The organism is Litorivita sp. NS0012-18, from assembly GCF_040371945.1.
GTDB lineage: Bacteria > Pseudomonadota > Alphaproteobacteria > Rhodobacterales > Rhodobacteraceae > Litorivita.
The window spans coordinates 1,664,064-1,689,552 of record NZ_BAABWS010000001.1; the positions used below are offsets into that span (position 1 = coordinate 1,664,064).

Here is a 25,489-nt window from a genome sequence, read left to right on the forward strand (position 1 = left end):
CAAAACTTCAAGGCACGCGCTTCGCGTCTTGACGCATTGCGGCGCCAACCCCATTGTCGCACCGCATCGGGGAGACGACCTTTGGACATCCGCCAACTGAGATATTTCATCGCAATCGCCGAGGCGGGTTCGCTATCTTATGCGGCGCAAAAACTGCATATCGCGCAGCCCTCTCTCTCGCAGCACCTCGCCAATATGGAGCAAGAACTGGACGTGCAGCTTGTCGTTCGATCCTCGCGTGGGTCGGCACTGACGGCGGAGGGCGAAGTGCTTTTGCGCCACGCGCATGAGATCTGCGATAAATTGAAAAATTGCATGTCCGAAATGCGCGAATTATCGAGCGAAATCGCCGGCAATGTGCGTTTTGGCATGCCCCCCTCTGTCTCGATGGTGATGTCCGTGCCCTTGGCCGAAACCGTGCGCATCGATTTGCCAAATGTCCGGCTGCGTGCCAGCGAGGCGATGAGCGGGTTTATCAAAACGTGGATTGACGATGAAACCGTCGAGATCGGTTTTCTATACGACCTCAAGGCGGTCGAGCATCTGCGTGCGATCCATGTGCTTGATGAGCAGCTCTACTTCTTCTCCGCGCCCGATTGCTGGCCGCTAAAAACCACACCGGGAACACCGGTGCCGTTGCGCGATCTTGAGACTGTCGAATTGGTCCTTCCGGGCGAGCCGCACGGGCTGCGCCGGATTATCAATCAAGCTGCGGAGAAAGCGGGTGTCAGCCTGAATGTGGTGACCGAGCTGGATGCGATGACGCAGATCAAGGAACTGGTCGCGCGCGGCTCTGGATTTTCGATCTTTGCCCCCGCGGCTTGCCATGATTTTGTTGCGGCCGGACGGCTTTTGAAGGCACCGATCATTGATCCGGTAATCTCGCGCCCTGTCTATCTGGTCCGCAATCCGGCCTTTACCCAAAGCCGAGCCTGCGCCGCGATCGAAAAAGCAACGCTCAAGGTTGCCGCCGATATGGTCGGGCGCGGCATTTGGGAAGGTGATCTGGTTTGGTCGGGCGCCTAGCTTGCGGTAGCGCTCATCGTGACGATATTCGCCTCAACTTCGCGCAGGCGCAGCTCAAGCCCGCCCGCCGCCGGACGCGCCTCGATCATCGCCGGACGATCACAGATCAAGGGCGACAGGCCGCGATATGAGAACTGTGCCGGAACCCGCCCCATGATGTCGCAGGCCAGATGCATCATCCACGTCGCTTGCAACGGGCCGTGAACCACCAATCCGCCATAGCCTTCGACACCCGTCGCATAGGGGTGGTCATAATGGATGCGGTGGCCGTTGAACGTCATCGCCGAGTAGCGAAACAGCATGGTCGACGTGGGCAGCACCGCACGGCTTTCGGCTTTCGGCCAATCCTCGGCGCGGGCTGGCACGTTCGGCGGTTCGTCATCCGACGGGTCTTCGCGGTAAACGATGGTCTGCACCTCTTCGATGCGCAGCTCATCCGCACACGAATAGCGATGCTCCAGCTCGACAAAGCCAAGCCGCCCGCTGCGCCCCTCTTTGTAGCGCAGATCGCGCAGCGTCGTGCTGCGGGTGATCTGCTCGCCCGCGAAAAGCCCCTGATGCGAGGTGATCTTGCCGCCCGCCCACATCCGGCGCGCCAAACCAAGGTCGGGCAACACAAGCCCCTTGCGCGGATGGCCATCGCGCCCAAGCTGGCTTGGCTCAAGGATGTCGGGGCAAAGGCACCATTGCAGGCAAGGCGATGCTTCGCCCGCGCAATGTTGCGGCCCCAAGGTTGCACGAAATTCCGCGGCGCGGCGCGCGGTGATCTGATCCTCGCTTTGCCAAGCGCGGCCAATCCAATCCTGAGCGATATTCATATGCCTGTCCTTATGTGTTGGCCCAGCTCGGCCGCTGGCACATCCGAGGCGCTAAGCACCGGATCGAGGCGGGATGCGGCATCGCCCAAAAGCGCGCGCGACTTGGCAATCAGCCGCTCGCTTAACGCGCAGGCATCAGACCCCTTCGCCAGATCATAGGCAAAGCCAAGCCGCGTGCCATCCGTCAAAACCACCGCGCCTTCGGCCTGCATATCCGACAGCTCCGCATCGCCCGACACCGCGACGCGGCGCGCAATATCGCCAAGCGCCGCCTCGCCTGCCGCCGCATCGGTGTAGCTGCCGAACGCGCCCGTATCGCGCCCCATGAACACCATCGCCGCCAGCCACGCATAGCTGAATTTCACCTCCAATCCGGTCGCTGGCTTGGCAATATTGCACACCGAAAGCCAGCGCGGATTTGTGCGCAATGTGATGGTCTCGATGGTTTCCGGCGCCAGAGGCAAGAGCGCGCGCAGCCCCTCGATCATCGCATGGGTGCCATGGCAGCAGGCGTGGAATTTATAGCTGATGGCGGGGAAAATCCATTCGCCAACAGGGGCGACATCAGGCTGCGGCGCGTCGCTATGGGTGGCGACAAACCCCTGCGCGCCCATCAAACCGTCCTCGCAAGAGGTCATCCCGAGCCGTGCCAGTTGCGCCGCCTCGACGCCATTGGACGCAGCGATGCCCGCATTGAGCGGCTTGCCCATCGTGCCGAATTGCGACTTCAGCCCCGACGCGCGGGTCGCACAAAGCCCGAGCGCGGCGCGCATCTGCGCGCGCGACAACCCCATCAACCGCCCCGCCGCAAGCGTCGCGCCAAAAGCGCCCGCCGTGGCCGTTTGATGAAAGCCGCGATTGTAATGCCCGTTGCCCAAAACCAGCCCGACGCGAATGGCCGCTTCTGCCCCCAAAAGAAACGCCGCAATGATCTGGGATTTGGTCGCGCCCTCGGCCTCTCCTGCGGCCAGAGCGGCGGGATAAATGCCAACGGACAAATGGCCGACATGGGCAAAATGCGTATCGTCAAAATCAATCGCATGGCTGATCGTGCCGTTGACAAGCGCGGCCATCCGCGCCGGAGCCAACCCGCCGCCAAACACCGAAGCCACCCCCGCGCCGCCCTCGGCCTGCATGAAGGCTCTCATCTTTTGCGCCACCGGCTCGCTGCTGCCTGCGTGGCCGCAAACCATCCAGTCGAACAAAGAGTTGCGCGCCGCCTCCAACGGGCCGCTGGGGATATCGACCTCGGGCAGATCCGCCAGATCGAGTAGGGTTGTCATCACGCCGCTCATCAATGCCTCCTGCCGATGGGCGCAAACGAAGCAAAGCCCCTTGCACCGTTCCGGCCGCACTTTTTGATCACTTTTTGTCACTTCAAACTATGGCACAGCAGCCCGAAAACACGGCCATAGGATAAACCAACACTCGATATTCAACCAAGCTATGCCGCCGCACGGGCGACCTCAAGTGACGGGGATTTTCGGAACGATATATGCACAAGCGCCAATCTTGATTTCAGGCTCGCGCTCGAAATCTGCACCCATGCGCCTCTTTGATGTATCAAAAAGAAAATGGTGAGCCCGTCCGGGTTCGAACCGGAGACCTACTGATTAAAAGTCAGTTGCTCTACCAACTGAGCTACAGGCCCACTGGAGGCGCTTCTAGAAATACCTAGAGGCAGGGTCAACCCCGAAAAAACAAGAATTGTCATCGCTTGGCTGGATTCATCAATCCGGCGGGTCTATATGCGGTTTCATGAGCGCTCAAAACCATATCGATATGCCTTTCATGAAGATGCACGGGCTGGGAAATGACTTTGTTGTCATTGATTCCCGCGCCTATGCCCATGACGTCACGGAAGCGCTCGTGCGGGCCGTGGGGCACCGGCATATGGGAATCGGGTTTGACCAACTGGCGGTGATCGAAGCCGCGCCGCAGGCCGATGCGCATCTGGTTTTCTACAATTCCGACGGCTCGCGCTCGGCGGCTTGCGGCAATGCCACCCGATGTATCGCGCGCCACATCATGGACGAGAGCGGCAAAACCGAGTTGCACCTGACGACCGAGCGCGGCGATCTTTATGCAGAGGATGCGGGCGGCGGGCTGACCTCGGTCAACATGGGCGCGCCGCAGCTTGAGTGGCAAGACATCCCCTTGGCCGAGGCGATGGAGACGCTTGAATTGCCCATCGAGGGAGGCCCCACCGCCACCGGCATGGGCAATCCGCATTGCACGTTTTTTGTCGAGGACGCCGAACGCGTCGCGCTCGAAGACTTCGGCCCGCGCTATGAGCATCATCCGCTTTATCCGCAGCGCACCAATGTGCAGGTCGCCTCGCTGATCGGTCCTGACCATTTGCGCATGCGCGTGTGGGAGCGCGGCGTGGGCGTCACCATGGCGTCTGGCTCGTCGTCCTGCGCCACCGCCGTTGCCGCCGCGCGGCGCGGCCTGACGGGGCGGCGCGTTTTGGTCGAACTGGACGGCGGCAGCCTCGAGATCGACTGGCGCGAGGATGGCGTTTGGATGACCGGCGCGACGATGCATGTCGCAAACGGCACGCTCACCGCGCAGTTTCTTGCCTCCCTGTGATGCAAAATCCGCCCAAATTCACCACCCTCGGGTGCCGCCTGAACGCCTATGAAACCGAGGCGATGAAGGACCTCGCGGCGCAAGCGGGCATGGAGGGCGCGGTCATCGTCAACACCTGCGCCGTCACCGCCGAGGCCGTGCGCAAAGCCCGTCAGGAAATCCGCAAACTGCGCCGCGACAACCCCGATGCGCAGATCATCGTCACCGGATGCGCCGCCCAAACCGAACCGCAAACCTTTGCCGCCATGGCCGAGGTCGACCGCGTCATCGGCAATACCGAAAAGATGCAGGCGGGCACTTGGACACGGCTTGCCGCCGAAACCGGCCCTGATTTCATTGGCCAAACCGAACGCGTCGCGGTTGATGACATCATGTCCGTGACCGAAACGGCAGGGCATTTGATCGACGGATTTGGCACCCGAAGCCGCGCCTATGTGCAGGTGCAAAACGGATGCGATCACCGCTGCACCTTTTGCATCATTCCCTATGGCCGCGGCAATTCGCGCTCGGTCCCTGCGGGGGTTGTGGTCGATCAAATCAAACGCTTGGTGGACAAGGGATTTAACGAGGTCGTTTTGACGGGCGTCGACCTGACATCATGGGGGGCTGACCTGCCTGCCGCGCCGCGCCTTGGCGATCTGGTGATGCGGATCCTCAAACTGGTGCCGGACCTGCCGCGGCTGCGCATCTCCTCGATCGACAGCATCGAGGTCGATGAAAACCTGATGGCCGCCATCGCGACCGAGCCGCGATTGATGCCGCATCTGCACCTGAGCCTGCAACACGGCGACGATATGATCCTCAAACGCATGAAGCGCCGCCATCTGCGCGATGATGCGATCCGCTTTGCGCAAGAGGCGATCCGCCTGCGCCCCGACATGACCTTTGGTGCCGATATCATCGCGGGGTTTCCCACCGAGACCGAAGAGATGTTTGAAAACTCCCTGCGGCTGGTGGAGGATTGCAGCCTCACATGGCTCCATGTCTTTCCCTATTCGCCGCGCCAAGGCACCCCCGCCGCCCGCATGCCCGCCGTGGACGGACGCGCGATCAAAGAACGCGCCGCGCGGCTGCGGGCAGCGGGCGATGCGCGCGTGCAGCGCCACCTTGCCGCGCAGATCGGCAATACCCATCGCGTGTTGATGGAAAACCCGCATATGGGCCGCACCGAGCAATTCACCGAAGTGACTTTCGCCGCGCCGCAAACCGAAGGGCAGATTGTCACCGCCGTGATCACCGGCCTCGACGCCCATCAACTCACCGCGATTACCCCCTAGCGCCCTGGCCATGCGCAGGCTAGCAATGTCGCATCACAGCCGGAGCCCCGCGACATGCACCAAAACCCGATCTATCACAGCGCCAGCGCCGCCCAGAATATCGATTTTGCGCGCGGCGTCGGCTTTGGCATGCTCACGGTGAACGGCCCCGAGGGTGCGCCGCCGCTGGTCGGGCATATTCCCTTTTTGCTCGACGCGGACGGGCGCAGCGCCGAACTGCATCTGGTGCGTTCCAACCCGATTGCCCGCGCCGCCAAATCCGGCCCCCTGCCCGCCCGCTTGGCCGTCCAAGGCCCGCATGGCTATGTCTCGCCCGATTGGTATGGCATCGACCATCAGGTGCCGACATGGAACTATGTCGCGGTCCATTTGACCGGCCATCTGGAGATGTTGGAGCAACAGGAAATCGGCGGCGTTCTGGACCGGCTCTCGGCCCAAAATGAGGCTCTACTCTTGCCCAAAACGCCTTGGACCATGGATAAGATGCCCGAAGACATCACCGCGAAAATGCTGCGCCAGATCGTGCCGATGCGCCTCACGGTGGCGCAGGTCGAGGGCACATGGAAATTTTCGCAAAACAAACCCGAGGCCGCGCGTATCGGCGCCGCTGATCATATGGACGCCCACGGCTTTGGCTCCGAGCCGCGCATCTTGTCCGCGATGATGCGCTGCCCGCCCGAAACAAGCGAAAACTAGGGCAAAGGATCGGTGCGGTAGAGCCGCACCTTGAGGCCGCCATGGGCAATCGGCGCGCCATGGGGCAAAAACGGCAGACCCGTGGCGCGGGCGAACCCCGCCTCATTGGTGACAATCCCGACGCGCCAGCCCGAAAACCGCTCCATCAACACTTTGCCAAGGGCGCCGTAAACACCGAAAAGCAGGTTCTTGTTGCCGATCCGTGCACCGTAGGGCGGGTTGACGATCACGAGGCCTTTGGGCCCGTCGGGCGGGGTGATATCGCTCACCGCCTTGACCTCGAAGTGGCTGATATGCGCGACGCCCGCCGCCTCGGCATTGGCCGCGCTCATCCGCACCGCGCCCGCATCACGATCAGAGCCGTAAAACCTCAAATCAGTCTCTAACCTTGCCGAACCCGCACGCATGTCGGCCCAGACCTGCGGATCAAAAGTCGCCAGTTGCTCAAATGCGAAATGACGTGAACGCCCCGGATTAAGGCCAAGCGCGATCTCTGCCGCCTCCAAAACGAAGGTGCCCGATCCGCACATCGGATCATAGACCGGCTCGCGCCCGTCATAGCCGCATTCCGACAGCATCAGCGCCGCCAAAGTCTCGCGCATCGGGGCCTTATTCACCGCTGGCTTGTGGCCACGTTTGTGCAGGCTCTCACCGGAGGTATCGACACTAAACTGCACTTTATTGTCGTCGATCCGCACCTTGAGACAGATCGGCGCATCGCTCGCCAGCGTCGCGCCAAAGCTTTCGACAAGCGCCTTTTCGATCCGCTGCACCGCCGCGCCCGCGTGATAGATTTTCGACTTCTTCGAGGTTGTCACCTCGACCCGCACCGGCACATCAGGGCGCAGCACCGCCGCCCAATCAAATTTGCGGCTGCGTTTATCAAGCTGCGCCAGATGAAAGGCCATGAAGTTGCCGAAACGGGCCAAGACGCGCCCCGCGCCGCGAAGCTCCAGATTGGCGCGCCACACATCGGGCCATCCGCCCTCGATCGTCACGCCGCCTCCTGTGGCCACAGGGTTGGCAAAGCCTTTGGCGTGCACTTCGGCCAAAAGCGCCGCCTCCAAACCAGGGGCGCAGGCGAGGAAAATCTCAAAGGGATCGGATGTGCTCATCCCCCTTCGATACAATCAAATCCCGCCCGCCGCGACCGGAAACTGAAACCGCCAAAGCGCGGCTGCGCGCCGCGGGTTTGGGCGCGGCGTGGCGGTCCGGATCATGCGTGCGTTCAGGTCCACCCGCCCGCAGGATCGCCCGAGGCACAGGGGCATATCACCGCCCTCACATGGCCGCGACGCGCGGGGGATGGGATTTCTGCACCGCCCCGCTTCAGCGTGCCGAGGCGGCGCACTGTCAGAGCGAGATATAGATGCGGCCGTCCTCGACTTTTACGGGAAAGCTCGCGGTCTGGCCTTCATCTGCGCCTTGAGCAGAGCCGGTTTCCAGCGAAATCACCCAATTGTGCAGGGGGCAAGTGACGCATCCGTCATGCACGATCCCTTGGCTCAAAGGTCCGTTCTTATGCGGGCATTTATCTTCGAGCGCGAAGATGCGGTCGTCGCCGGTGCGAAACACCGCGACCGTCATATCGCCGCGCTTGACGCAGCGCGCGCCTTGGCGCGGAATGTCGGTGACGACCCCCACAAGGGTCCAGCTCAAGGTCTCGGCGGTTGCTTGCATGTTCATTGTGCTGCCTCCAGCGTCAGATCGGCCAAGGGGGCAAATTCATGCGCCTCGGCGCCTGCCACCCGTTCGGCCCACGGGTCGATTTGTGCGAATTTTTGCGAGAAAACAAAGCGCTCATAATAGGCGGCGCGCTGCTCCAGATCGTCGAAGACCACGGATTTCACATGGTCATATCCGATCCGGTCCGCCCATTTGTAAATTCGCTCGAGGTAGAAACCTGTTTCGCGGTAATATTGCGTCAGCGCGCCAACGGTTTCCAATACGTCCTGCTCAGTCGGCACTTTGCCCAGCATGGTCGTGCCTTGGATATGCAAACCCGCCGCGCCCCCATAGAGGATTTCATAGCCGCTATCGACGCAGACAATGCCGATGTCCTTACAGGTGCTCTCGGCGCAGTTGCGCGGGCAACCCGACACCGCCAGCTTCAGCTTCGCAGGCGACCACGAGCCCCACAAAAACTTCTCCAGCTTGACGCCCAAACCGGTGCTGTCTTGCGTGCCAAAGCGGCACCAATCGGTGCCGACACAGGTTTTCACCGTGCGCAAACCCTTGGCATAGGCCGCGCCCGAAATCATACCCGCCTTGTTCAGATCGTCCCAAACGGGGATCAGGTCTTCTTTCTTCACGCCGAGCAAATCGATCCGCTGCCCGCCGGTCACTTTGACGGTCGGGATTTCGTATTTGTCGGCCACATCGGCAATGGCGCGCAATTCGTCCGGCGTGGTCAGACCGCCAAACATGCGCGGCACGACGCTATAGGTGCCATCTTTTTGGATGTTGGCATGGACGCGCTCGTTGATGAAACGCGACTGCATGTCATCGACATATTCACCGGGCCAATCGCAGATGAGATAGTAGTTCAGCGCAGGGCGGCATTTTGCGCAGCCCTCGGGCGTTGACCATTCCAACTCCTGGATCACTTCGGGGATCGACTTCAATTCCTTGGCCTTGATCAGGCGGCGCACATCGCCGTGGCTATGTGTGGTGCAGCCGCACATGCCCGCAGGCGCCCCCGCCGCGAAATCATCGCCAAGCGTCAGCGTCATCAGATCTTCGACCAATCCGGTGCAGGTCCCGCAAGAGGCCGAAGCTTTGGTATGGGCGCGCACACCGTCCAGCGAGGTCAGCCCCTTTTCGGTGATCGCATTGACGATATCGCCCTTGCAAATCCCGTTGCAGCCGCAGATTTCCGCGTCATCTGCAAGGTTTGCGACGATGGCCAACGGATCCGCCCCGCCGCCGCCTTGGAAGGCTTGGCCAAAGATCAGCGTATCGCGGATATCCGAGACATCCTCGCCGGATTTGAGCATCTCGTTATACCACATGCCATCGGCCACATCGCCATACAGCACCGCGCCGATCACCTTGTTATCCTTGAGAATCACGCGCTTGTACGTGCCGCGCATCGCGTCGCGCAACACCACGTCTTCGGTGCCCTCGCTGTCGCCAAACTCGCCCACGGAATAGAGGTTGATCCCCGTGACCTTCAATTTGGTCGGGGTTTCGGCATGTTTGAACGCGGCCTCGGACGGGCCCGACAGGTGCTCTGCGGCAACTTTGGCCATGGTGTAGAGCGGCGCGACAAGGCCGTAGACGCGGCCGTCCACTTCGGTGCATTCCCCGACCGAAAACACGTCAGGGTCCGACGTGCGCAAAGCCGCATCAGTGACGATCCCACGCCCGACCTCAAGCCCTGCCTCTTTCGCCAGATCGGCGCTGGGACGGATGCCCACGGCCATGACCACCAAAGAAGCGTCGATCATTGTGCCGTCTTCCAATTCGACCGCCTCGACGCAGGTGTCACCATGGATCGCCTTGGTATTGGCCCCGCAGCGCACATCAATGCCGCGGCTTTCCAATTCGCGTTGCAGCAAATACCCCGCCGCCGCATCCAATTGGCGCTCCATCAGCGTCGGCATCAGGTGCAAAACCGTCACCTCCATGCCCTGCGCCTTCAACCCCGCAGCAGCCTCTAGCCCCAGCAATCCGCCGCCAATCACCACCGCGCGCCCGCCTTTGGCGCAGGCGCCCAGCATCCCGTCCACGTCGTCCAAATCGCGGTAGGCCAGCACGCCTTGCAGATCATGACCAGGCACGGGGATGATAAAGGGTGACGATCCCGTCGCGATCACCAGCTTGTCATAAGGCGCAGAAATCCCGCCCACGGAAGTCACGATCTTGGCCGTGCGGTCGATCTTCGCGACCTTCGCGCCGCGATGGAGCGTGATGCCGTGATCTGCATACCAAGCGTCATCATGGATCACGATATCTTCAAAACTCTTCTCGCCCGAAAGCACCGGCGAGAGCATGATCCGGTCATAGTTCACGCGCGGCTCGGCATTAAAAATCGTGACGTCATAGGCATCGGGGGCGAGGGCAAACAGCTCTTCGAGCATCCGGCCAGGGGCCATACCATTGCCGACAATCACAAGGCGTTGTTTCTCTTGGGTCATTATCTGTCTCCGGTGGGACGGGCGCGCAGCCGGACCTCTCCGGCGCCGCAGCGAAATCAGAAGGAGACACGAATGGGGCGCAAAATCAGGCGCGACGAACGGTCTCCCGAACCGCGAAAGCGGTCAGCGAAATCGCAGCGCCGTTGCTGCAAAGCCCATCTAGAGCAAGTGTTGGAAATATGCCGCGCCATTGCCGCATTCGAGCCTTTTGGCATCTGCCAATCAGGCTTGTTGACTTCAGCCTTACCAAGCCCGCGCCGTATCGCAACATCTTTGTTGCACTGCAGCATAAGGAAAAGCGTGGGCGCAGGCCTGTGACTAATATTTAGGCGCAGATGCGGGCAAGATGGCCGAAATCGCCTCTGGGGTAGGCGGCGGCGCAGGCCAGAGAGGCGCACAAAACCCCTTCCAAACAGGCGATTCTCTGGCAGTGATCTCTAATGCTCGGTCGCGGATCCACCGCGCGGCGTATCCTCGAAAAACGGGGTCATCTGTGCCACGATGACCGAGTTTTCCTCCAAAGCGCGACCCATCAGGGCGCGCTCTTCGTCAGAGATGTCATGCCCCTCTGCGAGCCGCTCATCGAGCGTGCCGTATCCGGTCACGTCGAGCGGCGCGGTATCGGCCTGTTTGAGGATCGCAACCGTTTCGCGCACGGCCTCCGCCTCGTCGATGCCCGACGCATAGATCATCAACGCCGCGCCCGCCGCGCCCTTGGGCAACCCATCGCCCTCCTTGCGGCCAATTTCGACCAGCAAAGTGTAAACCTGTTGGCGATTGCGCTTTTTGGGTTTTTCGTCGACCATATCGGGATCCTCCGCTTGCCGCTTGGTGCGCGAGCGAGGCCGCGAAGTCAAGGAGGGGCGGGCGCAGTGAAACGGATCAAGGATATGGTGGCCGAGGCCAACGCCCTCGTCACCCACGCCCCCGCCGCCGAGGTGATGGCGAGGCACGGGGCGGATGGCGTGACCTTTGTCGATCTGCGCGATCCGCGCGAATTGGACCGCGAAGGCATGATCCCGGGCGCATTTCATTGCCCGCGCGGGATGCTCGAATTCTGGATCGACCCCGAAAGCCCCTACGCCAAACCGCAATTCCAAAGCGGCGATCATTTTGTGTTCTACTGCGCCTCGGGCTGGCGCTCCGCCCTGTCCGCGCGCGCGGCCCAAGAGATGGGATTGACCAACGTCAGCCACATCAGCGACGGGTTTTCCGGATGGAAAGCAGCGGGCGGCGCGGTGGGCAAGAGGCCGGTGAAAAAGACCAATACCTGATGCAGCGTGTCATGATTATCGGGCAACCCGGGGCGGGCAAATCCACCCTCGCGCGCCGGCTCGGAGCGGCTCTAGACCTGCCCGTCGTGCATATCGATCAGTTCCACTGGAAAGAGGGCTGGATCGAGCGCGACGCCGAAGAACGCGACAAGCTCTGCCGTGAGGCTCACGCGCAAGATGCTTGGATCATCGAAGGGGGAAATTCGCCAACTTGGCGCGAACGGATCGCGCGTTGTGACACCTTGATATGGATCGATATTCCGGTTTGGGCGCGGCTTTGGCGGATTTGTAAACGCACGATACGTCACAAAGGTCGAAGCCGCGCTGACATGCCCGCCAATTGCCCCGAAAGCTTCGACATGTCATTTTTGAAATGGGTATGGACCTCCCGCAAACAGTATTTCGAGATGATGCAGACGGCTCACGAGAACGTTCCGCGCGACAAAACACGCCACAGGTTTCGTAGTCTGCGTGCGGTGAATGCCTTCATCAAGTCACAGGGCGGTTAAGGCGCAAACGCAAAACGCCCCTCGCTGATGCGAAGGGCGTTTCAAACAGCTCTACCACAGAGAAAAAATCAATCGCGCAGCAGCTCGTTGATCGAGGTTTTCGAGCGGGTCTTGGCGTCCACGCGCTTTACGATCACGGCGCAGTAAAGGTGCACGCCGTTTTTCGACGGCATCGATCCGGCCACAACGACCGATCCGGCGGGCACTTCGCCGTAGAACACTTCGCCGGTTTCGCGGTCGAGGATTTTGGTCGACTGGCCGATAAACACGCCCATGCCCAAGACCGACCCCTCGCGCACGATGCAACCTTCGACCACCTCGGAGCGCGCGCCGATAAAGCAGTTGTCCTCGATGATGGTCGGACCTGCCTGCATTGGCTCCAGCACGCCGCCAATGCCAACGCCGCCCGACAGGTGCACGTTCTTGCCGATCTGGGCACAGGAGCCGACAGTGGCCCAAGTGTCGACCATCGTGCCTTCGTCAACATAGGCGCCGAGGTTCACAAAAGACGGCATGAGCACCACACCCGGCGCGATAAAGGCCGATTTGCGCACAACGCAATTGGGAACGGCGCGGAACCCTGCGGTCTTCCATTCGGCCTCGCCCCAACCTTTGAATTTGCTGTCGACCTTATCCCACCAGCCGGAGCCTTGCGGGCCGCCCGATTGCTCTTCCATATCCTTGATGCGAAAGCCGAGCAGAACGGCCTTTTTGGCCCATTGGTTCACATGCCATGCGCCATCGGATTGCTTCTCCGCAACCCGCAGCTTGCCGCTGTCGAGCGCGGCCAGTGTCTCTTCGATCGCCTCGCGGGTCTCGCCCGTGGTGGCGGATGTGATCGTGTCGCGCGCGTCCCACGCGGCTTCGATGGCAGTTTCCAATTGTGCGTTGGACATGGGGCGTCTCCGTTTCATCTCGATTTCATTCGCAACGGCTATAGAGCCAAGCGCCAAGAGGCGCAATTCCTCAACCGCATTGGCGTCTGGCAAAGCTGCCTCGGACGCGATACCTCTTGGGGCAACATAGACAGCAAAACGGCCCAAACCGCCGAAGAGAGAGCAGATGACCGACGATACCCGACATAGCGCCTTTCGCGATGCCCACACCGATATTTCCACCGCGCGCGAAGTGCCCGACACGCCCCAGACCCGCGCGCCCTCCTACCGGCTTGCCTTTGCCGATGACGACTTCTTGTGCCGCGATGAATTGCGCCCTGTGCGGCTGCAACTGGAACTTTTGAAACCGCAATTGGCCCTCGACGAAGCCGAGATCGACAGCACCATCGTCCTGTTCGGCGGGGCGCGCATACCGGCGCCCGAAAACAAGGGCGCGGCGAAAACCGAAACCTTGGGCAAGCTGTCGGCCTTTTACACCGAGGCGCGGCGCTTCGCGCAGATGATGACCGAACGCTCCAACGCCACCGGCGGGCGCGAACATGTCATCGCCACCGGCGGCGGTCCGGGTGTGATGGAGGCCGGCAACCGCGGCGCCATCGATGCGGGCGGGCATTCCATCGGCCTCAATATCGTGCTGCCGCACGAGCAGGCGCCGAATGAATATGTCACCCCCGGATTGTGCTTTAACTTCCACTATTTCGCCATTCGCAAGATGCATTTCTTGATGCGTGCCGAGGCGGTTTGCGTCTTTCCGGGGGGCTTTGGCACCCTCGACGAGATGTTCGAAGCGCTGACCCTGATCCAGACCGGCCGCATGAAACGTGTGCCGTTTTTGCTCTTTGGCCGCAGCTTTTGGGAGGGCATCATCAATTGGGAAGCCTTGGCCGAGGCAGGCACCATCGCGCGCGACGATCTGGCGCTGTTTCGCTTTGTCGAAACCGCCGAAGAGGCCATGGATGCGATCGACAACTGGGAAGGCAAAGGCGAAAAACGCGGCGAAATCCCCGGTCGGTAAACCGCGCGATCGGGCCGAAACAGAGACTGTTTTCGGCCCGCAGCCGCCTATAGCCCCGCGTCGGCTTCGATCTGTTTGCGGCTCTTGCGCGCCCGCTCGGTGGCCGATTTCAACTGCCCGCAGGCGGCCATGATATCTTCGCCGCGCGGGCGGCGCACGGGGCTCGAATACCCCGCCTTATGAACGATATCGGCAAAGGCGCGGATGCGGTTGTTCGAGCTGCGCTTATAGGGCGCTCCAGGCCATTCGTTGAAGGGAATGAGGTTGATCTTGGCCGGAATACCTTCGATCAGCTTGACCAAACGGCGCGCGTCCTCATCGCTGTCGTTCACCCCGTCGAGCATCACATATTCAAAGGTGATCCGCTCGGAATTAGACACTTTGGGATAGGCGCGCAGCGCCTCCAGAAGCGTTTCGATATTCCAGCGTTTGTTAATCGGCACCAACGTGTCGCGCACCTCGTCGGTGGTGGCATGAAAGGACACCGCCAAGAGGCACCCGATTTCTTGCGCCGTGCGGGCAATTTCGGGCACCACGCCGGAGGTGGACAAGGTGATGCGCCGCCGCGACAGGCAAATGCCCTCGGGATCCATCACGATATTCATCGCGTCGCGCACATTCTCGAAATTATACAATGGCTCGCCCATGCCCATCAAAACGATGTTGGACAAAAGGCGCTTTTCCTCTTCGACATTGCGCGTGCCCGGTTCGGGCCATTCATTCAAATCATCGCGCGCCATCATCACCTGACCGACGATCTCGCCTGCGGTCAGGTTCCGCACCAGTTTTTGCGTGCCCGTATGACAGAAGGAACAGGTCAAAGTGCAGCCGACTTGGCTCGACACACATAGGGTGCCGCGATCTTCCTCGGGGATATAGACCACTTCGACTTCATGACCGCCCGCGATCCGCACCAGATATTTGCGCGTCCCGTCGTCAGAAACCTGTTTCGACACCACTTCGGGGATCTCGATCACAAAGCGCTCGGCCAGATCGGCGCGCAGAGCCTTGGACAGGTTGGTCATCGCCGCAAAATCACGCACGCCCCATTGGTAAATCCATTGCCAGATTTGCCCGACCCGCATCTTGGCCTGCTTTTCCACCACGCCCGCCTCGATCAAGGCCGCGCGCATCGCATCGCGGGTCATACCGACAAGGTTCACCGGACCCTCGGGCAATTTGCGCGGGATCGTATGAACGTCTTGAGTGATCGGAGCCGTGGCCGTCATGGGTCTGTTCCTTTTGGGATTTCTGCGGCCTTACAGGATTCGCAAGGGTTTTGCCAAAGAAAACGCCCCGCCGCCCGTTTCAGTGGGGCCGCAGGGCGCGAAATGTGATCGGCCCTAAGGCCGCGCGCTTACTTGCAGCGCTTTTCGGCCTCTTCCAAGGCTGCGGTATAACCGGACAAGGAAAACTCGTCGCGGGTTTGCGTGCCGCGTCCCGAACGGCCGGTCAAAACCGCCGTTGCGCCGCGCTTCATCGCGGCGATGATCTTGCTATCGTCCGAAGAAGAGGCAGGCCACGCCCATTCGCCTTCGGTGAACAATTCAAACTGCGTCCCACCGATGTTCATGTTGACCGTTGATCCGCTGGCAAAGGGATAGCCGCCGGTGAATGTCACCTGCCCGTCCACGCCCGCACCCGGACGATAGAAGGTCATCAGCAAAATCTCGCTGCGCGTCACCGCAACAACGCGGCCGTCTTTGGTATTGACGGTTTCGGTCGGGGCCGAAACGGCCCAGCATTCTTTGGGGTTGGCGTCTTCGAAAACGCTCCATGCGGTCTTCGCCGCCACTTGGTTTGTGCTTGCTTGTTGTGCCAAGGCGGGGCTTGCCGCCATCGCCGCAGCCAAAAACCCAACGCGCATCAAACCCGTTGCGATACGTGATACCATGTCTTGCAGCCTCCAGCTGTCTCTTACCTCAATGCCATTTGCACCCGGCCTTGAATTGGCTTTTTTGCGGGCGTCCTGACGATTTCTTCTCGACATTGCTATATTAGACTGAAATCCGCCACATACGAAAGGCCAATTGGCGGATTTTCGCACAGATGTGAGCAGGAGCAGGATCATGACAGCGTCCCACACCCCCGATACACCCGCACAAACCGGTGCGCCGGTTCCATTTGCCGAAATCTGGCGCGGTCCGTTTTTGGAAAGCGTGCATCTAGGGCATGGGGCGGTGTGTGACACCAAGGGCGAGATTGTTATGGCATGGGGCGATCCGCTTGCGGTGGTGTTGCCGCGCTCCTCGTCGAAGATGTTGCAAGGCTTGCCGCTCATTGAAAGCGGCGCCGCTGAGGCCGCCGGATTGACGCCCGCACATCTTGCGCTTGCCTGCGCCTCGCATCAAGGCGCCGCGATCCATACCAGCCGCGTTGCCGATTGGCTCGACCATCTTGGCAAATCGGAAAGCGATCTGCGCTGCGGCGTGCAACCGGCTGCCGATACGGATGAGGCCGAACGGTTGATCCGCGCGGGCGAAAGCGCCTGCCAGCTCCACAACAACTGTTCGGGCAAACACGCAGGATTCTTGACCCTCAATGCCCATCTGGGCGGCGGATCCGAATATGTCGAAGCCGACCATCCGGTGCAAAAAGCCGCGCTTGAGGCCTTCGAAGACCTCACCGGCGCGGACAGCTACGGATATGCGATCGACGGCTGCTCGGCCCCCAATCATGCCACCACGGTCCACGGTATGGCCCGCGCCATGGGGTTTTTTGCAGGGGCAAAAACAGGCTCTAACACACGGCAAAACGCCGCTGCACGCCTGCGCGATGCAATATGCGCCTATCCCGAATTGGTTGCAGGCGAAGGTCGCGCCTGCACCGAGCTTATGCGCGCGATGGAGGGCCGCGTGGCGGTCAAAACCGGCGCCGAAGCCTACTACGTCGCCATCATTCCCGATAAGGGTTTGGGTGTCGCGCTCAAGGTGGTCGACGGATCGACCCGCGGCGCCGAATGCGCCATTGCCGCGATCCTCGTCAAACTCGGCGTATTGGAGGCAAACCACCCCGCCACGCTCAAGCGGATGAACGCTCCGATCCGAAACTGGCGCGGGATCGAAACGGGTATTTTGCGCCCTGCGGCGGCGCTGCTTTAGGCCACAGATTTCGGGCAAATGTCGGACGGATGTCGGACCCGCGCACACCCGTTGTGCGCCCCGATCAGCAATCCGACCCCGCGTTCCTCTTGCCAAATCCGCCGCGTCTTGCCAGATTAATGCTGTTCTCAGGGCGGGGTGAAATTCCCCACCGGCGGTAAGCGCGCAAGCGTAAGCCCGCGAGCGCCTTCGCAGATGCGAAGGGTCAGCAGATCTGGTGCAACTCCAGAGCCGACGGTCATAGTCCGGATGGAAGAGAACGACATTTGGCGCGCCTTTGCGGGCGCCTCAACGGTCGTCTTTCGCTCTGGGTGATGTGTAACGCTAAGAGAGGAAACGCAAATGACACACACCCGCTACGCATTTATCAAAGCCAACTGGCATGCCGATATCGTCGATCAGGCCTTGGCCGGATTTGCCGAAGTGATCCCCATGGCGCAAATCGATGTCTTCGATGTGCCTGGCGCATTCGAGATGCCGCTTTTGGCGCGCGATCTGGCCGATACCGGAAAATACGCTGCCGTGGCGGCCGCTGCATTGGTCGTGGATGGCGGGATTTATCGCCATGATTTCGTCGCCTCTGCCGTGGTCGACGGCTTGATGCGCGCCTCGATGGACAGCGGCGTGCCCGTCCTGTCAGTCTCGCTCACCCCCCATCATTTTCAGGAAACCGAGCACCACAAAGCGATCTACACCGCGCATTTCGTCGAGAAGGGTCGCGAGGCCGCGCGCGCCGCGTTGATGATCGGCGAGGCCCGCGCGAAAATCGCCGCGCCCAGCGCCGCAGCCTAAGACCAAACCGGAAAACGCGCCCGCCTGTGTCAGGTAGGGCGCGTTTTATTGCGCGCTCAAACTGCCCGCCAAAACAGTCTCTATTTGGGCCTATAGACCCGCAAATTCACTCTTGGCGTAGCCTTGGATATACAAGAGCGCCGTCAAATCCCCGTGGTTGATGCGGATGTCGCATTCGGCGGCCACCGAGGGTTTGGCGTGCAAGGCGACGCCGCTACCCGCAATCCCGAGCATGCCCAGATCATTGGCCCCGTCGCCCACCGCCATCACATCGTCATGGCCAATTCCCAGCCGCGCGGAAATCTCTTTGAGCGCCTGCACCTTTGCCTCGCGGCCAAGGATCGGCAGGCCCACCGTGCCCGTCAATGTGCCGCCCTCGACGATCAATCGATTGGCACGGTTTTCGTCAAAGCCCAGCGTTTGCGCCACATGGCCCGTAAAGGCGGTAAAGCCCCCCGACACCAAGGCGCAGTAGGCGCCGCTCGCCTTCATCGTTGCAAGCAAAGCCTTGCCCCCCGGCATGAAGGTGATGCGGGTCTCGATCACCTCGTTAATGACGCTTTCGGGCAGGTCTTTGAGCAAGGCGACCCGTTCGGTCAGCGCCCCTTCGAAATCCAACTCGCCGTTCATCGCCTTGGCGGTGATCGCTTTGACATGATCGCCGACGCCCGCAACATCGGCCAATTCATCAATGCACTCTTGCTCGATCATCGTGCTGTCCATATCGGCCAGCAACATTTTCTTCGCGCGGCCCTTCGCAGGCTGCACGATCAAATCCACGCCAACGGCTTGCAGATCGGCCCAAACGTCCCACTGATTCGCGGGCACAGCTTGCATTGCAAACTCGGCCGCCTCGCCGACCGCGAGCCAAATCGCATCGCCTCCGCCCCATGCGTTGCGCAGCGTTTCGACCATCGTACGGTCAAGCGCAGGCGCGGCAGGATTGGTCACAAGTGTCGCGATATACATGGCAAATCTCCGGTTTTCGCGCGGTTCGGGCCGCTTTGGCCGCCTCATACCGCGCCACGCTGCTCAAGGCCAGAGGGCGCAATACGACGCCTTATCTTCAATCTGCGTCACTTTGGATATTGCCGGATCGTCCATTCGCGCATATGTCCGGCGGCGGGACACCTCTCCCCAACGAGAGGCATTTATCTGGAAGGATACCAGCAATGGCTATCGAAGCACCGGCCACGCGGCCGGCAAACCCGCGTTTTTCGTCCGGCCCCTGTGCCAAACCCCCCGTATTTACATTGGATCGCTTGTCGGACGCTGCCTTGGGCCGTTCGCACCGCGCAGCCATTGGCAAAGCCAAGCTGAAAGACGCGATCGAAAACACCCGCGAAATTCTGGGCGTGCCCGCCGATTACCACATCGGCATTGTGCCTGCGTCGGACACCGGCGCGATGGAAATGGCCATGTGGTCGCTTTTGGGCGCCCGCAAAGCCACGATGGTCGCATGGGAAAGCTTCGGCTCCGGCTGGGTCACCGATGTGGTCAAGCAGTTGAAAATCGACGCCGAGGTGAAAACCGCCGATTACGGCGATATCGTTGATCTGGCCTCGCTCGATTTCGACACCGACGTTGTGTTTACATGGAACGGCACCACCTCGGGCGTGCGCGTCCCGAACGGCGATGCGATCCCTGCGAGCCGCGAAGGTCTGACCATCTGCGACGCCACATCGGCAGCCTTTGCGATGGATCTGCCTTGGGACAAGCTCGACGTGACCACCTTCTCTTGGCAAAAGGTTCTGGGCGGCGAAGCAGCGCACGGCATGATCATTCTCAGCCCCCGCGCTGTGGAGCGACTCGAATCCTACACCCCCGCATGGCCCTTGCCGAAAATCTTCCGCCTGACCAAGGGCGGCAAATTGATCGACGGCATCTTCCGCGGCGAGACCATCAACACGCCGTCGATGCTGGCCGTCGAGGACTACCTTCAGGCGCTCGAATGGGCGAAATCCGTGGGCGGCCTCAAGGGCCTGATCGCCCGCGCCGATGCCAACGCGCAAGCGATCCATGATTTTTGCGCCGCCAAACCGTGGATTGCCAATCTGGCCAATGATCCGGCGACGGCGTCGAACACATCCGTGTGCCTCAAATTCACCGATGATCGCATCACCGATGGCGCGGCCTTTGCCAAAGCGGTTGCCAAGCGCATGGAAAACGAAGGCGCGGCGCTGGATATCGGTGCCTACCGCGATGCCCCTGCGGGTCTGCGCATCTGGTGCGGCGGCACGGTCGAAACCTCGGATATCGAGGCGATGCTGCCGTGGCTCGAATATGCATTCGAGACTGAAATCGCAGCGCTTTAAGCTGGATTAGAGACTGATCGCGGTGCGCTACGGCGCGCCGCTCCTCCCCTTATTTCGCGCGCTGCGCATAAAACAGGAGCCTGACACCATGGCACCCAAAGTTCTCATCTCCGACAGCCTCTCCGAAGCCGCCGTCCAGATTTTCCGCGACCGCGGCATCGAGGTGGATTTCGAACCCAAGCTGGGCAAAGACAAAGAAAAGCTTGCCGAAGTGATCGGCAAATATGACGGCCTTGCCATCCGCTCGGCAACCAAAGCCACCGCCGCTTTGATCGAAAAGGCCGACAACCTCAAAGTCATCGGCCGCGCCGGCATCGGCACCGACAACGTCGACAAAGAGGCCGCGTCGAAAAAAGGCGTGATCGTCATGAACACGCCGTTTGGCAACATGATCACCACCGCCGAACACGCGATTGCGATGATGTTCGCCGTGGCACGTCAAATCCCCGAGGCCTCCGCCTCGACCCATGCGGGCAAATGGGAAAAGTCCAAATTCATGGGTGTCGAATTGACCGGCAAAACCCTTGGCGTCATCGGCGCGGGCAACATCGGCGGTATCGTCTGCGACCGCGCGCGCGGCCTGAAAATGAAAGTCGTGGCATTTGATCCCTATCTTGGCGAAGAGAAAGCCGACAAAATGGGCGTCGAAAAGGTCGAGCTTGAAGAGCTGCTCAAACGCGCCGATTTCATCACGCTGCACGTGCCGCTCACCGATGGCACCCGCAACATCCTGTCGGCCGAAAACCTCGCCAAAACCAAAAAAGGCGTGCGCATCATCAACTGTGCCCGCGGCGGTTTGGTGGATGAGGCGGCCTTGGCCGAGCTGATCAAATCCGGTCATGTAGCTGGTGCCGGTTTCGACGTCTTCTCCGAAGAGCCCGCAACCGAGAACCCACTCTTTGGTTTGCCCAACGTGGTCTGCACCCCGCACCTTGGCGCGGCAACCACCGAAGCCCAAGAGAACGTGGCCCTGCAAGTGGCCGAGCAAATGGCCGACTACCTGCTGACAGGCGCCGTGTCCAACGCGCTCAACACCCCGTCGATCACCGCCGAAGAAGCCAAAGTCATGGGCCCGTGGGTCAAATTGGCCGAACATCTGGGCGCCTTTATCGGGCAATTGACAGACGAGCCGATTGAAGAGGTCAACATCACCTATGATGGCGTCGCCTCCGAAATGAACCTCTCGGCGCTCGAATGCGCGGCGATTGCGGGCATCATGCAAGCGTCGAACCCCGATGTGAACATGGTCTCGGCTCCCGTCATCGCCAAAGAGCGCGGTGTGCAAATCTCGAAAACCACCCAAGACGCCGCAGGCGTGTTCGACGGGTATATCAAAGTCGACATCAAAACCGCGAAACGCGCGCGTTCGATCGCGGGCACGGTCTTCTCGGATGGCAAACCGCGCTTCATCCAGATCAAGGGCATCAACATCGACGCCGAAGTGGGCGAGCACATGCTCTACACCACCAATGACGATGTGCCGGGCATCATCGGTGCCTTGGGCCGCATTTTGGGCGAGCATCAGGTCAATATCGCGAACTTTACCCTCGGCCGCGCCAAAACCGGCGGCGAAGCGATTGCTTTGCTCTATGTCGATGGCGTGATCGACCCCAAAGTGGTCGAAGCGCTCAAGAGCACGAGCCTGTTCAAGCAAATCAAGCCCCTGTCTTTCGACGCGTAAGGCTCTAACATTGCAATGACTGCGCCGCGCCCGTTTTGCGACGGGGGCGGCGTTTTCATTTGGATCGCTTGCTTTGAGGATAAACATATGACCACGCGCCCGATCTACGTCATCCCCGACATCCACGGTCACCTTGATCAACTGGATCACGCTTTGGCCCTTATCGAGGCCGACGGCGGGGCCGATGCGGCGGTGGTTTTTCTTGGCGATTACATCGACCGCGGCCCCGATTGTCGCGGCGTGTTGGACCGGCTCATTGCCGGTCAGCAGGCCGGACGCGATTGGACCTTTCTAAAGGGCAACCATGACCGGATGATGCAATGGTTTCTGGAGCCGGTTCCACGCTGGGATCCGCACTGGATGGTCGGGCTGCACTGGTTTCACGACCGGATCGGCGGCGCGACCACTTTGGCCTCTTACGGCATCGAAGTGAGCGAAGCGCGCCGCTATGGCGAGGTGCATCAAAGCGCCCTTGCTGCGGTGCCCTCGGCGCATGTTGAGTTTCTGTCGCGGCTCAAAACCCATCATGTGGTGGATGATCTATTGTTCGTGCACGCAGGGATCGCGCCTGACGTGCCGCTCGAACAGCAGGTTGAAAACGACCTTGTGTGGATACGCGAGCCGTTTCTAAGCCATGAGGGTGCGCACCCTTGGCTGGTCGTGCACGGCCATACCGCGCTTCAGCGGGCGCGCCATTTCGGCAATCGCATCGATCTGGATGGCGGCGCGGCTTACGGACGACCGCTTGTCCCCGCCGTGTTTGAGGGGCGCGAATGCTGGCTCTTGGAGAAAGCCGGCCGCGTGGCGCTGCGCCCGTAATATCGGCACTAGTCTGGCCAGATCGCGTTATCGCGCCCCGATCAATGCGACGGAACCACGCCGCGCCCACGCGGGTCATGACGGCAGGTTTTTGTGACAGCCCGAAAGAAGCCACGCATAATGCGCGCGAACGGGAAAAATGGAGGACCACCCATGTCAGATATCGTCATTCTGTCCGGCGCGCGCACCGCGATCGGCACATTCGGCGGCGCACTTGCCGGAACGCCGACCACGACACTCGGCGCGACCGTCGCGCGCGCCGCATTGGAGCGCGCGGGCGTTGAGGGCGCACAGATCGGTCATGTGGTCTATGGCAACGTCATCAACACCGAACCGCGCGACATGTATGTCAGCCGCGTGTCCGCCATCGAGGCCGGTATCCCCGACACGGTTCCGGCGATGAATGTGAACCGCCTGTGCGGATCGGGCGCACAAGCGATTGTGTCGGTCTATCAGTCTTTGTTCATGGGCGATGCGGACTTCGGCCTTGCGGGCGGCGCCGAAAGCATGAGCCGCGCGCCTTATATCGTGCCGGATCAACGCTGGGGCGCGAAAATGGGCGACATTCGCACCTTGGATATGCTGCTCGGCACGCTGAATTGCCCCTTTGGCAGCGGCCATATGGGCGTAACCGCCGAAAACGTCTCGGACGAACATGACATCAGCCGCGAAGCGCAGGACGCCTTTGCCTTGGAAAGCCAAAAGCGCGCCGCAGCGGCGATCGAGGCGGGATATTTCAAAGAGCAAATCACCCCCGTCGAGGTAAAGGTCAAACGCGAGATGGTGGCCTTTGAGGTGGACGAGCACCCCAAAGCGACCTCTGCCGAGGCTCTCGCAGGCCTACGCCCCGCCTTCAAAAAAGACGGCAGCGTCACGGCGGGCAATGCCTCGGGCCTCAATGACGGCGCGGCGGCGTTGGTTCTCGCGCGTGCAGAGGCGGCCGAAAAGGCAGGCCTCAAGCCGCTCGCGCGCATCATCGGTTACGCCCATTCCGGCGTGCGCCCCGAGGTCATGGGCATCGGGCCGATCCCAGCGGTCGAAAGCCTTTTGAAACGCACGGGCATGAGCATTTCCGATTTCGACGTGATCGAAAGCAACGAAGCCTTCGCCGCGCAGGCTTTGGCGGTGAACAAGGGCCTTGGCCTTGATCCGGCCAAGGTCAACCCGAACGGCGGCGCAATCGCTCTTGGCCATCCCGTCGGGGCCACGGGCGCAATCATCACCGTCAAAGCGCTCTATGAATTGGAGCGGATCGGCGGCAGCAAGGCCTTGATCACCATGTGCATCGGCGGCGGTCAAGGCATCGCATTGGCGATCGAGCGTCTCTAACCCCCATACCCGCACAAACGCAAAACGCGCGGCCCGCTCGGGACCGCGCGTTTTTTGTTGAAACAGGCTGTAATCAGTTGCGTGCGACGGTCAGATCGTTGAGCAGGCTGCGCAAGACCAGAAAATCGCCAACCGCATCGCAAGCGGGCATCTGCAGCGTCAGATCATGCACCTTGAGCGGGCGACCGCCGCCGGTTTGCATTGTCTGCGCGTCGACCTCGCGGCCGCAATTCGCTGTTGTGACCTCGGCTTCGACGCTGAGCGCCACTTCGCCCTCAAGCGTCGCCGTGCCGGTGGGGAAGGTATAGACTTCGGCCAAGGACGGCTCTGCCGCGCTGTGATCGCCAAGCGGCGTGATAAACCCGCCGATCCCGCGTGCCGCCGCCGCCATATCGCGGGCGCGCTCGGCCCATACATGTCCTTCGCCGCCATAGTCGGCGTCATATTCGCGGGCATGGATTTGCAAGCCGCTGTCGCCCTTCCACTGCACCGCCACGCGATCATAGAAGGCCAAGGAGGAGACTTCCGTATTGGCCACGGCGCCCTCGCCGCTGGCAAAGGCCGCGATAAAGACCGCATCCTCCGCCAAGGCCGGAACCGTGATCGACAGTTTGCCGTCCTCTGACGTCACCTGCGTGAACATCAAGCCGCTGTGGTGGATCGTCAGGCGCGCATTTCCAAGGCATGGCGCGTCCAGCGTCAGGTCAACCATCGCTGCGGCTGTAGGCTCTGCGGTCATTGTGACCTCGCAGCCAAAGCTGGGCGCTGGCTCGTCTTGGGGCAAGGCGCCGACGGGCGTATCGCGCAATGTTGCGTGCCGCAATTCCGGCATGTCCGGCAAGGCCATCTTGTCCTGCGCGGTCGTCGCTTTGATCGCGGGGGTCTGCGTAACGGGTTTGGGCACCAAGGCCGCAGTATGCGTAATCCCTTCGATTTCAAGCGCTTGGGATTGCGGCGCGGGACCTTTGGGAACCAAGGATTGCGCGACGACCTGCGGAACACCGGCGGGCGCCTGCGCGCTTCCGTTTTGCATCACAAAGCCGATGCCCAATGCGGCGGCAAAGGTGCCTCCGGCCATTACATAGCGTTTCACGTTGATCATATCGCCCTCCACGAGCCCACTCTTGTCGAGACCAAGTATTGGCGCAAAAAGAGACGCGCTTGTGGCGCGCGGGGGGAGTCATTCAGGCATTGTTAAGGCAGGCGGCAC

General features: G+C 61.1%; 24 protein-coding genes, 1 tRNA gene and 1 riboswitch. Of the genes, 13 read left to right on the forward strand and 12 right to left on the reverse strand.

What is annotated here, in order from left to right; translation table 11 throughout:
• The first annotated feature begins 81 nt into the window (after positions 1-81).
• The gene (locus ABWV64_RS08000) at positions 82-1,026 is read left to right on the forward strand and encodes a LysR family transcriptional regulator (protein WP_353343840.1); all 945 of its coding nucleotides are present in this window, start codon (positions 82-84) and stop codon (positions 1,024-1,026) included.
• On the opposite strand, the gene ABWV64_RS08005 is transcribed toward ABWV64_RS08000, so the two are convergent.
• The 3 genes from ABWV64_RS08005 to ABWV64_RS08015 all read right to left on the reverse strand — a co-directional run bounded on the left by ABWV64_RS08005 (position 1,023) and on the right by ABWV64_RS08015 (position 3,495).
• Positions 1,023-1,844, reverse strand: a complete 822-nt coding sequence (locus ABWV64_RS08005) for an HTD2 family dehydratase (protein ID WP_353343842.1) — start codon at positions 1,842-1,844, stop codon at positions 1,023-1,025. The genes ABWV64_RS08000 and ABWV64_RS08005 overlap by 4 nt on opposite strands.
• On the reverse strand, positions 1,841-3,139 hold the full coding sequence (locus ABWV64_RS08010; protein ID WP_353343844.1) for an MmgE/PrpD family protein: 1,299 nt from the start codon (positions 3,137-3,139) through the stop codon (positions 1,841-1,843). The genes ABWV64_RS08005 and ABWV64_RS08010 overlap by 4 nt, the downstream gene beginning before the upstream one ends.
• Positions 3,140-3,419: 280 nt before the next feature.
• Positions 3,420-3,495: transfer RNA gene (locus tag ABWV64_RS08015), tRNA-Lys, on the reverse strand.
• A gap of 107 nt (positions 3,496-3,602) precedes the next feature.
• Between ABWV64_RS08015 and dapF the strand changes: the two genes are divergently transcribed.
• The 3 genes from dapF to ABWV64_RS08030 are packed head-to-tail and all read left to right on the forward strand — an operon-like array spanning position 3,603 to position 6,409.
• Entirely contained in the window at positions 3,603-4,436 is an 834-nt protein-coding gene (gene dapF / locus ABWV64_RS08020; RefSeq protein WP_353343846.1) for a diaminopimelate epimerase, read from the forward strand.
• Positions 4,436-5,713, forward strand: a complete 1,278-nt coding sequence (gene mtaB / locus ABWV64_RS08025) for a tRNA (N(6)-L-threonylcarbamoyladenosine(37)-C(2))-methylthiotransferase MtaB (RefSeq protein WP_353343848.1) — start codon at positions 4,436-4,438, stop codon at positions 5,711-5,713. The genes dapF and mtaB overlap by 1 nt, the downstream gene beginning before the upstream one ends.
• Positions 5,714-5,767: 54 nt before the next feature.
• A complete protein-coding gene (locus ABWV64_RS08030) occupies positions 5,768-6,409 on the forward strand; it encodes an FMN-binding negative transcriptional regulator (RefSeq protein ID WP_353343850.1) in 642 nt (213 codons plus the stop codon).
• Here the strand turns inward: ABWV64_RS08030 and ABWV64_RS08035 are convergent.
• From ABWV64_RS08035 to ABWV64_RS08050, 4 genes are all read right to left on the reverse strand, one after another.
• Positions 6,406-7,524 carry a THUMP domain-containing class I SAM-dependent RNA methyltransferase gene (locus ABWV64_RS08035; RefSeq protein WP_353343852.1) on the reverse strand — a complete coding sequence of 373 codons (1,119 nt, stop codon included), beginning with the start codon at positions 7,522-7,524 and terminating at the stop codon, positions 6,406-6,408. The genes ABWV64_RS08030 and ABWV64_RS08035 overlap by 4 nt on opposite strands.
• A gap of 238 nt (positions 7,525-7,762) precedes the next feature.
• Complete coding sequence (gene nirD, locus ABWV64_RS08040; protein WP_502902640.1) at positions 7,763-8,089, reverse strand: nitrite reductase small subunit NirD; 327 nt, start codon at positions 8,087-8,089, stop codon at positions 7,763-7,765.
• Between the two features lie 2 nt (positions 8,090-8,091).
• Positions 8,092-10,548 carry a nitrite reductase large subunit NirB gene (gene nirB, locus ABWV64_RS08045; protein ID WP_353343856.1) on the reverse strand — a complete coding sequence of 819 codons (2,457 nt, stop codon included), beginning with the start codon at positions 10,546-10,548 and terminating at the stop codon, positions 8,092-8,094.
• Between the two features lie 437 nt (positions 10,549-10,985).
• Positions 10,986-11,354 carry a DUF8846 family protein gene (locus tag ABWV64_RS08050; RefSeq protein ID WP_353343858.1) on the reverse strand — a complete coding sequence of 123 codons (369 nt, stop codon included), beginning with the start codon at positions 11,352-11,354 and terminating at the stop codon, positions 10,986-10,988.
• Positions 11,355-11,420: 66 nt separating this feature from the next.
• On the opposite strand from ABWV64_RS08050, the gene ABWV64_RS08055 reads away from it, so the two are divergent.
• Complete coding sequence (locus tag ABWV64_RS08055; protein WP_353343860.1) at positions 11,421-11,822, forward strand: rhodanese-like domain-containing protein; 402 nt, start codon at positions 11,421-11,423, stop codon at positions 11,820-11,822.
• Entirely contained in the window at positions 11,765-12,331 is a 567-nt protein-coding gene (locus ABWV64_RS08060) for an AAA family ATPase (RefSeq protein WP_353343862.1), read from the forward strand. The genes ABWV64_RS08055 and ABWV64_RS08060 overlap by 58 nt, the downstream gene beginning before the upstream one ends.
• A gap of 68 nt (positions 12,332-12,399) precedes the next feature.
• On the opposite strand, the gene dapD is transcribed toward ABWV64_RS08060, so the two are convergent.
• A complete protein-coding gene (dapD, locus tag ABWV64_RS08065) occupies positions 12,400-13,227 on the reverse strand; it encodes a 2,3,4,5-tetrahydropyridine-2,6-dicarboxylate N-succinyltransferase (protein ID WP_353343864.1) in 828 nt (275 codons plus the stop codon).
• 166 nt (positions 13,228-13,393) lie between these two features.
• On the opposite strand from dapD, the gene ABWV64_RS08070 reads away from it, so the two are divergent.
• Positions 13,394-14,242: an LOG family protein gene (locus ABWV64_RS08070; protein ID WP_353343866.1), complete on the forward strand. Its 849-nt coding sequence runs from the start codon at positions 13,394-13,396 to the stop codon at positions 14,240-14,242.
• A 47-nt stretch (positions 14,243-14,289) separates the two neighbouring features.
• On the opposite strand, the gene rlmN is transcribed toward ABWV64_RS08070, so the two are convergent.
• Both rlmN and ABWV64_RS08080 read right to left on the reverse strand, forming a co-directional pair.
• Entirely contained in the window at positions 14,290-15,471 is a 1,182-nt protein-coding gene (rlmN, locus tag ABWV64_RS08075; protein WP_353343868.1) for a dual-specificity RNA methyltransferase RlmN, read from the reverse strand.
• A 128-nt stretch (positions 15,472-15,599) separates the two neighbouring features.
• Positions 15,600-16,136: an invasion associated locus B family protein gene (locus tag ABWV64_RS08080; protein WP_353343870.1), complete on the reverse strand. Its 537-nt coding sequence runs from the start codon at positions 16,134-16,136 to the stop codon at positions 15,600-15,602.
• A 175-nt stretch (positions 16,137-16,311) separates the two neighbouring features.
• Between ABWV64_RS08080 and ABWV64_RS08085 the strand changes: the two genes are divergently transcribed.
• Together ABWV64_RS08085 and ABWV64_RS08090 are read left to right on the forward strand one after the other, a co-directional pair.
• The gene (locus tag ABWV64_RS08085) at positions 16,312-17,343 is read left to right on the forward strand and encodes an asparaginase (protein ID WP_353343872.1); all 1,032 of its coding nucleotides are present in this window, start codon (positions 16,312-16,314) and stop codon (positions 17,341-17,343) included.
• Positions 17,344-17,463: 120 nt separating this feature from the next.
• A riboswitch (FMN riboswitch) is annotated at positions 17,464-17,608 on the forward strand.
• Between the two features lie 77 nt (positions 17,609-17,685).
• Entirely contained in the window at positions 17,686-18,135 is a 450-nt protein-coding gene (locus ABWV64_RS08090) for a 6,7-dimethyl-8-ribityllumazine synthase (protein ID WP_353343874.1), read from the forward strand.
• Between the two features lie 90 nt (positions 18,136-18,225).
• On the opposite strand, the gene serB is transcribed toward ABWV64_RS08090, so the two are convergent.
• Positions 18,226-19,104 (reverse strand): phosphoserine phosphatase SerB, encoded by an 879-nt coding sequence (gene serB, locus ABWV64_RS08095; protein ID WP_353343876.1) that lies wholly within the window; start codon positions 19,102-19,104, stop codon positions 18,226-18,228.
• A 203-nt stretch (positions 19,105-19,307) separates the two neighbouring features.
• On the opposite strand from serB, the gene ABWV64_RS08100 reads away from it, so the two are divergent.
• The 4 genes from ABWV64_RS08100 (at position 19,308) to ABWV64_RS08115 (ending at position 24,279) form a co-directional block, all read left to right on the forward strand.
• A complete protein-coding gene (locus ABWV64_RS08100) occupies positions 19,308-20,450 on the forward strand; it encodes a phosphoserine transaminase (RefSeq protein ID WP_353343878.1) in 1,143 nt (380 codons plus the stop codon).
• A gap of 88 nt (positions 20,451-20,538) precedes the next feature.
• On the forward strand, positions 20,539-22,131 hold the full coding sequence (gene serA, locus ABWV64_RS08105) for a phosphoglycerate dehydrogenase (RefSeq protein ID WP_353343880.1): 1,593 nt from the start codon (positions 20,539-20,541) through the stop codon (positions 22,129-22,131).
• An 87-nt stretch (positions 22,132-22,218) separates the two neighbouring features.
• The gene (locus tag ABWV64_RS08110) at positions 22,219-22,950 is read left to right on the forward strand and encodes a metallophosphoesterase family protein (protein ID WP_353343882.1); all 732 of its coding nucleotides are present in this window, start codon (positions 22,219-22,221) and stop codon (positions 22,948-22,950) included.
• A gap of 153 nt (positions 22,951-23,103) precedes the next feature.
• The gene (locus tag ABWV64_RS08115; RefSeq protein WP_353343884.1) at positions 23,104-24,279 is read left to right on the forward strand and encodes an acetyl-CoA C-acyltransferase family protein; all 1,176 of its coding nucleotides are present in this window, start codon (positions 23,104-23,106) and stop codon (positions 24,277-24,279) included.
• Positions 24,280-24,352: 73 nt separating this feature from the next.
• Here the strand turns inward: ABWV64_RS08115 and ABWV64_RS08120 are convergent, their stop codons facing one another.
• Positions 24,353-25,381 (reverse strand): hypothetical protein, encoded by a 1,029-nt coding sequence (locus tag ABWV64_RS08120; protein ID WP_353343886.1) that lies wholly within the window; start codon positions 25,379-25,381, stop codon positions 24,353-24,355.
• Between the last annotated feature and the right edge of the window lie 108 nt (positions 25,382-25,489).

Coding starts and splice junctions, on each gene's coding strand:
- ABWV64_RS08005 (WP_353343842.1), bottom strand. CDS start 1,844: ATGAATATCGCTCAGGATTGGATTGGCCGCGCTTGGCAAAGCGAGGAT.
- ABWV64_RS08010 (WP_353343844.1), bottom strand. CDS start 3,139: ATGAGCGGCGTGATGACAACCCTACTCGATCTGGCGGATCTGCCCGAG.
- dapF (WP_353343846.1), top strand. CDS start 3,603: ATGAGCGCTCAAAACCATATCGATATGCCTTTCATGAAGATGCACGGG.
- mtaB (WP_353343848.1), top strand. CDS start 4,436: ATGCAAAATCCGCCCAAATTCACCACCCTCGGGTGCCGCCTGAACGCC.
- ABWV64_RS08030 (WP_353343850.1), top strand. CDS start 5,768: ATGCACCAAAACCCGATCTATCACAGCGCCAGCGCCGCCCAGAATATC.
- ABWV64_RS08035 (WP_353343852.1), bottom strand. CDS start 7,524: ATGAGCACATCCGATCCCTTTGAGATTTTCCTCGCCTGCGCCCCTGGT.
- nirD (WP_502902640.1), bottom strand. CDS start 8,089: ATGCAAGCAACCGCCGAGACCTTGAGCTGGACCCTTGTGGGGGTCGTC.
- nirB (WP_353343856.1), bottom strand. CDS start 10,548: ATGACCCAAGAGAAACAACGCCTTGTGATTGTCGGCAATGGTATGGCC.
- ABWV64_RS08050 (WP_353343858.1), bottom strand. CDS start 11,354: ATGGTCGACGAAAAACCCAAAAAGCGCAATCGCCAACAGGTTTACACT.
- ABWV64_RS08060 (WP_353343862.1), top strand. CDS start 11,765: ATGGAAAGCAGCGGGCGGCGCGGTGGGCAAGAGGCCGGTGAAAAAGAC.
- dapD (WP_353343864.1), bottom strand. CDS start 13,227: ATGTCCAACGCACAATTGGAAACTGCCATCGAAGCCGCGTGGGACGCG.
- ABWV64_RS08070 (WP_353343866.1), top strand. CDS start 13,394: ATGACCGACGATACCCGACATAGCGCCTTTCGCGATGCCCACACCGAT.
- rlmN (WP_353343868.1), bottom strand. CDS start 15,471: ATGACGGCCACGGCTCCGATCACTCAAGACGTTCATACGATCCCGCGC.
- ABWV64_RS08080 (WP_353343870.1), bottom strand. CDS start 16,136: ATGGTATCACGTATCGCAACGGGTTTGATGCGCGTTGGGTTTTTGGCT.
- ABWV64_RS08085 (WP_353343872.1), top strand. CDS start 16,312: ATGACAGCGTCCCACACCCCCGATACACCCGCACAAACCGGTGCGCCG.
- ABWV64_RS08090 (WP_353343874.1), top strand. CDS start 17,686: ATGACACACACCCGCTACGCATTTATCAAAGCCAACTGGCATGCCGAT.
- serB (WP_353343876.1), bottom strand. CDS start 19,104: ATGTATATCGCGACACTTGTGACCAATCCTGCCGCGCCTGCGCTTGAC.
- ABWV64_RS08100 (WP_353343878.1), top strand. CDS start 19,308: ATGGCTATCGAAGCACCGGCCACGCGGCCGGCAAACCCGCGTTTTTCG.
- serA (WP_353343880.1), top strand. CDS start 20,539: ATGGCACCCAAAGTTCTCATCTCCGACAGCCTCTCCGAAGCCGCCGTC.
- ABWV64_RS08110 (WP_353343882.1), top strand. CDS start 22,219: ATGACCACGCGCCCGATCTACGTCATCCCCGACATCCACGGTCACCTT.
- ABWV64_RS08115 (WP_353343884.1), top strand. CDS start 23,104: ATGTCAGATATCGTCATTCTGTCCGGCGCGCGCACCGCGATCGGCACA.
- ABWV64_RS08120 (WP_353343886.1), bottom strand. CDS start 25,381: ATGATCAACGTGAAACGCTATGTAATGGCCGGAGGCACCTTTGCCGCC.